We start from the raw sequence: 6479 nt of genomic DNA, 5'->3' as shown, positions 1-6479 counted from the left end.
CGGCCCGTCACGGGTCAACCTGCAGTGCGGCCCGAACCCCGTGAGGGCCGGCGCCTTTAGACGCGTGCCGGAAATCCAAGGGTTATACCCTAAGAGCAAACCACCCCTTTTAGGGGTGGTTTTGATTATTCCGGGACCGTGTTTTTCGGTCCAATTCTCAGCCTCTCAAACAAAATCTCGATCTGTAACATCTAGACCCGATTTGGACGGCTAGGTGTTACAGATTGAGATGTTTCGGCAGGACGGTCTTCGTTTGTCTAAATCTGTAACACGAGGGACGGTTTTTACTGAGTAACTGTTACAGATCTAGATCTTTCGGCAGGCTAGATTGGTTTGTCTCAATCTGTAACAGTTGCTCGGCAAAATAGGGTCTTACTGTTACAGATCGAGACAAGCCGACGGGCCGCCCTGCCCCATCCACCTGCCGCTACCTGCTGTCCGCCGATTTCCGTTGCGCTGCTGTATTCCCATGCCATATCCTCTAGATAACTACGCGGCATCATCGCCGCCGCGCCTACAAGAGAGGAATGTCCATGACCACACCTGCATCCAAGCTGCTCCAGCCCATTACGGTTGGCCCCCTTGAGCTCAAGAACCGCATTATGTTTCCGCCGCTGACCACCGGCTACGAGGAGCGTGACGGTTCCATCGGCGAGCGCAGCCTGGCTTTTTACGAGCGCTTGGCCCGTGGCGGCGTGAGCTACATCGTCATCGGCGACGTCGCTCCCGTCATGACCGCAAGCCCCACGCCCAAGCTGGCAACCGACGCCCAGATCCCCACGTTTAAGGCGCTGGCCGATGCCGTCCACAAGCACGGCGCCAAGGTCGCGCTGCAGCTGTTCCACCCCGAGTACGATGTGCCCGGTGTCGGCCGCATGGTCATGGGCTCCATGGCTGCCGCCAAGGCCGCGCAGGAGGCCAAGGCCGCCGGCGACGAGGAGACCTTTGCCGCCAAGATGGCCGAGTCCAACGAGATCCGCAACCAGGCCTACGCCAAGCTGCATCACGACATGCAGCACTTTGTGAACGAGGCGAGCGTAGAGCAACTCACCCAGATCAAGGAGGCCATCGCTGCCTCGGCCGCCCGTGCGCGGCAGGCCGGCATCGACGCCATCGAGGTTCACGGCGACCGCTTGGTGGGTTCGCTGTGCTCCGCGATCCTCAACCAGCGCACCGACGAGTACGGTGGTTCGTTCGAGAACCGCGTTCGCTACGCGCTGGAGGTCGTCGCTGCCATTAAGGAGGCCGCGCCGCAGCTGATGGTGGAGTACAAGCTCCCCGTGATCATGGAGAACCCCGACGGCACGCCGCGCGGCAAGGGCGGCCTGCAACCCGACGAGGCCTGCGAGTTCGCCAAGCTGCTCGAGGGCGCGGGCATCGACATGATCCAGGTCGCGCAGGCCAACCATACCGGCAACATGGGCGACACCATTCCGCCCATGGGCGCCATGCCCTACAACTGGACGCTGCCCGTGGCCGAGCGCGTCAAGGCCCTGGTCTCCGTGCCGGTGGCAACCGTCGGCCGCGTGGTTTCGGTCGAGGCCGGCGAGAAGATTCTGGAAGACGGCGCCGCCGACATCATCGCCTATGGCCGCTCGCTCATGTGCGACCCCGACATTGCGCTGAAGGCCGCCACGGGTGAGCCCATCCGCGAGTGCCTCAACTGCAACAAGGGCTGCGTCGACGCGATTCAAAACCGCAAGTACATCTCGTGCGTGCTCAATGCCGAGAACGGCGACGAGGCGACCATCGCCATCAAGCCGGGCGAGGGCGACAAGAAGATCGCCGTGGTGGGCGGCGGTATTGCCGGCCTGGAGGCCGCGCGCGTGGCAGCCAAGCGCGGCTACAACGTGACCGTCTACGAGGCGAGCGATCATCTGGGCGGCCAGATTGTGCTGGCGGCCGCGCCCCCGCGCAAGGACGAGACCATGCGCTCGGTCGAGTATTACGAGAAGATTCTGCCTGGCCTGGGCGTGAAGGTTGAGCTCAACCACGTCGCTAGCCCCGCGGACCTCAACGCCGCCGACGCCGCGATTGTGGCCGTGGGCGCGCACGACGTGGTCATCCCCGTTCCGGGTGCCGACTCGGACAAGGTCGTCTCGAGCTGGGACGTGCTGGCCGGCAAGGTGGAGCTCAGCGGCCGCGTCGCCGTCATTGGCGGTGGCCTGGTGGGCACCGAGACTGCCGAGTATCTGCTGCAGCACGGCTGCGAGGTGGCGATCGTGGAGATGCTCGACAAGATTGCCGCGGGCGAGTCTGAGACCATTCTGCCGCTGATTATGAGCGACTTTGCCGAGCACAACGTGGAGCAGCACGTGAAGACCCGCCTGACCGCCATTACTGACGAGGGCGTGGAGGCCGTTCGTACCGCCGAGGACGGCGCCGAGGAGCCGGTGAAGATCGCCTGCGATTACGTGGTGATGGCCGTGGGCTCCAAGGCCAACGCGTTTGACCTGGATGGCGTGACGGTGCCCGTGACCTGCGTGGGCGACTGCTCGGGCGAGCGCACCGCCGACATTGCGAGCGCCATTCGCACGGCGTATCACGCGGCCAACGAGCTGTAGTTGGACATCGCGGCCAGGCGGGGCGGTAGCACGGATCCGTCTCGCCCGGCTGTGTCCCGTCGGGTGTCAACCGGTGCGGGGCCTGCAAGCGCAGCAGGTCCCGCCCTTTTTGTTTTGCTCCAGTGGATGGCAATGCGCGGTAATCATGAGGAGTGAGGACGTCTACTGCCTTGCAGATCACTCAAAATTATTGTGGGAGGGGTTAATAACTATATCCTCTATACCAAAGGACATAAAGAGATGTCAATTTTGTTGACAAGCGAATGACGATTAGCTGCGAGTCAGCTACCAGCGTAAATAATCGATAAAGAAATGTCGTAATTTGGTGCCAAATGCCCAGATAACGCCGCGTCTATTTTAATTAACTGCTTTGGGCAAACAGTAAAATGCTACTATCTAACTTGCACGTAAGAAAGCAGATTAACGGTTAAGGCTAAGAAGTGGCAGGTATGTCGGAAGCAACTAGGACTCGCACGCATGCGCCCGAGGTTAGGCAGCGCGCCGTCGAGATCCTCCAAGAGGGGGTCGGCCATCGCGCCCTCGCCGCGGAGCTTGGCATTCCCCAGGCCACAGCTCGTCAGTGGGCCCGCGCGTATGCTGTGGGCGGTGCCGACGCCGTTCTCAACGCCGGTTCGCATCATCACACCTATTCGTACGAAGTTAAGCTCGCCGTGGTCAAGGACCGCTTGGAAAACGGCTTAACGGTTCGCGAGGCCATGATCAAGCACAAGATTCCCAGCGAGTCTTCGGTCAAGGCTTGGTGCCGTCAGTACCGCGAGAGCGGTGAGTCCGCACTGGTCGATAAGCCGGGCGGTCGCAAGCCGCGCGTTAAAAAGGCGAAATAGCAAACGGGATGGTGCGCCCACAGGGGCGCATTTTTCTTGCCGCCTCTCTGCTCCAAAGCGGACGTGCCCTTGCCCCGTACGCCTAAAACTCCCCAGTTGACCGAAAACCCGCCGCCGCTACTCATCAATTGAGCTATAACGTTAAACAATTGCAGCGTTTTTGCATGGGGGAGTGATGGTATGACGCTACTGTATTTCCTTACCCTGTTTCCGCTGGTACCGGCGCTGGGCATGCTGCTCGCGCGCGGTGACCGCGCCCGCGATGCGGTGGGACTCATAGGCTCCGGCATTATCATGGCGGTGACAGTTGTAGTCGCCGTCATGTTTTTTGGCACGGGCCCGCAGAGCTTCGAGGTTGCCCCCGGCACCTCGCATGTGCTCTCGATCATCAGCTCCGTCATCGACGTGATCCTGTGCGCCGTCATCCTGTACAACGCGCGTAAATATAAGAGCACGCTCACCACGGTGCTTGGCGTGGTGCAGCTGGTGGGTTCGGTTGCCTTCGCAGCCATGACGCTGCCCGCGGCCGTGGTCGTCACCGCCACGCCGCTTTACCTGGACTACATGAGCGTGATCATGGTGCTTGCCGTCGGCATCGTCGGCAGCCTGATCTGCGTGTACGCCCTGGGCTACATGAAGGACTTCCAAGCCCACGACGAGCACGAGGCCGCGCTGCGCGGGCGGACCGCGCCCGACCGTCGCCCGCAGTTCCTGGCGCTTATGTTCCTGTTCCTCTCGGCCATGTTCGTCATCGTGACGAGCGACAACCTGGAGTGGCTGTTCTGCGGTTGGGAAATCACCACCGTGTGCTCGTTCCTCATGATTGGCTACACGCGCACGCCCGAGGCCATCAAAAACGCCTTCACCCAGATCATCCTCAACATGCTGGGTGGCATCGCGTTTTTGGCGGGGCTCATGTACCTGCACGTTAACGGCATGCCGATGACCATCACCGGCATGATCAGACTTGCCGAGGCCGGCACCGCGCGGTCCGCGCTGCTGGTGATGCCGGTCGTCCTGCTGTCGCTCGCCGCCCTTACCAAGGCCGCGCAGATGCCGTTCCATACCTGGCTGCTCGGTGCTATGGTCGCCCCCACTCCCACGAGCGCCCTACTGCACTCGTCCACCATGGTCAAGGCCGGCGTGTTCCTGATGGTCAAGCTCAGCCCGCTCTATGCCACCTATCCCGTGACGGGCTTTATGGTCACCAGCGTGGGCGCCATCACGTTTTTGCTGGCCGCCCTCATGGCCATCTCGCAGAGCAACGCCAAACGCGTGCTCGCGTATTCCACCATCTCCAACCTGGGTCTCATCAGTGCCTGCCTGGGCGTTGGCGCGCCCGAGGCAGTATGGGCCGCCATCTTCCTAATCCTGTTCCACACGGTTGCCAAGTCGCTGCTGTTCCTGTGCGTGGGCACCGCCGAGCACCATATTGGCAGCCGCAACATCGAGGACATGGACGGCATGTTCAGCCGCATGCCGCACCTGACGCGCCTGATGATGCTGGGCATCATGGGCATGTTTGTGGCGCCGTTTGGCATGCTCGTGTCCAAGTGGGGTGCCCTGGTGGCGTTTGCGCAGACCGGCAACGTGCTCATGATCATGGTGCTGGCCTTTGGCTCGGCTGCGACGTTCTTCTTCTGGGGCAAGTGGCTCGCCAAGCTTTCGGGCGTCGACCCCACGGCTCAAAACGTTGAGGTCAATGTCCACAAGACCGAGTGGGCGGCGCTCAACACCATCGCCGCGCTGCTGGTGCTGTGCTGCGTGGCGTTCCCGATTATTTCGAGCGGCCTGGTGTCGCCTTACTTGGCCATGGTGTTTGGCCGCGTGCCGCACGTCATCGGCAAGGACGCCATGTATCTAATGGTGGTCATCGTGGCGTTTATCGCCGTGGTGCTGCTGACTTCGTTCCGCGTGAGCAACAAGCCGCACGTCAACGTGTACCTTTCGGGCGTTGGGACCGAGAACTACCGTCATTTCCGCGGCTCGATGGGCCACGAGGTAAAGGCCGAAAAGCGCAACTGGTACCTGGAGGATGCTCTCGGCGAAAAGCGCCTTGGCCCCGCGGGCAGCGTCGTGTGCTGCGCCATCATTCTGTTTGCACTGCTGTGCTGCGCGTGGATTGGACCCGAGCGGCTTGCCATGAGCGCGCCCTCGGTGCTGCGCGGTAAGTATTTCGAAGGCTCGGGCGTCGTGGGCATTTTTATTGGCACCGTGGCGTTTGCCCTGATCGCGCCGCTTGTGGGCGGCCTGATTGACGGCCTTGACCGTAAGCTCTCGGCCCGCATGCAGGGCCGCGTGGGCCCGCGCCTGATGCAGCCTTTCTACGACGTTGCCAAGCTGCTGCGCAAGGCTCCTGCCAGCGTAAATACCATGGACGACACCTACATGGCATGCGCGCTCATCTTTACCGTGGTGGGCGGCGGCATCTTTGTGTCGGGCTCCAACACGCTGCTGTGTGCCTTTATGGTTACGCTCGCCGCGATCTTTGTGGTGCTGGCGTCCGCCTCGACGCAAAGCCCGTTTGCGCAGGTCGGCGCCGACCGCGAGCTGCTGCAGGTTATGAGCTACGAGCCCGCCGTTTTGCTGATGAGCGTGGGCCTGTACCTCGCCACCGACAGCTTCGATTCCATCGCCGTGACCGGGCAGGCGGCGCCCATCATCCTGTACAGCGCGCCCATTTTCCTGGCGCTGCTTGCGGTACTCACCATCAAACTGCGCAAGTCGCCCTTCGACCTTTCGTACTCGCATCACGCGCATCAGGAGATCGTCCAGGGTGTCGCCACCGAGATGAGCGGCGGCACGCTGGCAAAGATGACCCTTATGCACTGGTGCGAGACCGTGCTGTTCATGATGTGGGTGGGCATGTTCTTTGTTTGGGACAACCCGGTGAGCTGGGTGGTAGCCCTGGTCGTGATGGTCGCGACGTATTTTGTCGAGGTGCTGATCGACAACACCTTTGCCCGCAGCACCTGGCGCAGCTGCTTTAAGCTCGGCTGGGGTGTGGCGCTGGTGTTTGGCCTGCTCAACCTCATGCCCATCCTCGTCGACGTATTTATTTAGGAGGCGG

At 61.6% G+C, this 6479-nt stretch carries 3 protein-coding genes; all 3 read left to right on the top strand.

All coding sequences use genetic code 11. The features are described from left to right. Positions 1-533 precede the first annotated feature (533 nt). The 3 genes from bilR to AAAX59_RS06950 all read left to right on the top strand — a co-directional run bounded on the left by bilR (position 534) and on the right by AAAX59_RS06950 (position 6472). Positions 534-2564: a bilirubin reductase, long form gene (gene bilR, locus AAAX59_RS06960; protein ID WP_349071255.1), complete on the top strand. Its 2031-nt coding sequence runs from the start codon at positions 534-536 to the stop codon at positions 2562-2564. Positions 2565-3013: 449 nt separating this feature from the next. Continuing rightward, a complete protein-coding gene (locus tag AAAX59_RS06955) occupies positions 3014-3409 on the top strand; it encodes a transposase (protein WP_349071254.1) in 396 nt (131 codons plus the stop codon). 180 nt (positions 3410-3589) lie between these two features. Next, complete coding sequence (locus tag AAAX59_RS06950) at positions 3590-6472, top strand: proton-conducting transporter membrane subunit (protein WP_349071253.1); 2883 nt, start codon at positions 3590-3592, stop codon at positions 6470-6472. The last annotated feature ends 7 nt before the right edge of the window (positions 6473-6479 follow it).

It is taken from the genome of Collinsella sp. CLA-ER-H2 (assembly GCF_040092405.1).
Classification (GTDB): Bacteria; Actinomycetota; Coriobacteriia; order Coriobacteriales; family Coriobacteriaceae; genus Collinsella.
Note: the sequence above shows the minus strand (reverse complement) of the source record. Positions and strands in the feature narration are given on the sequence as shown.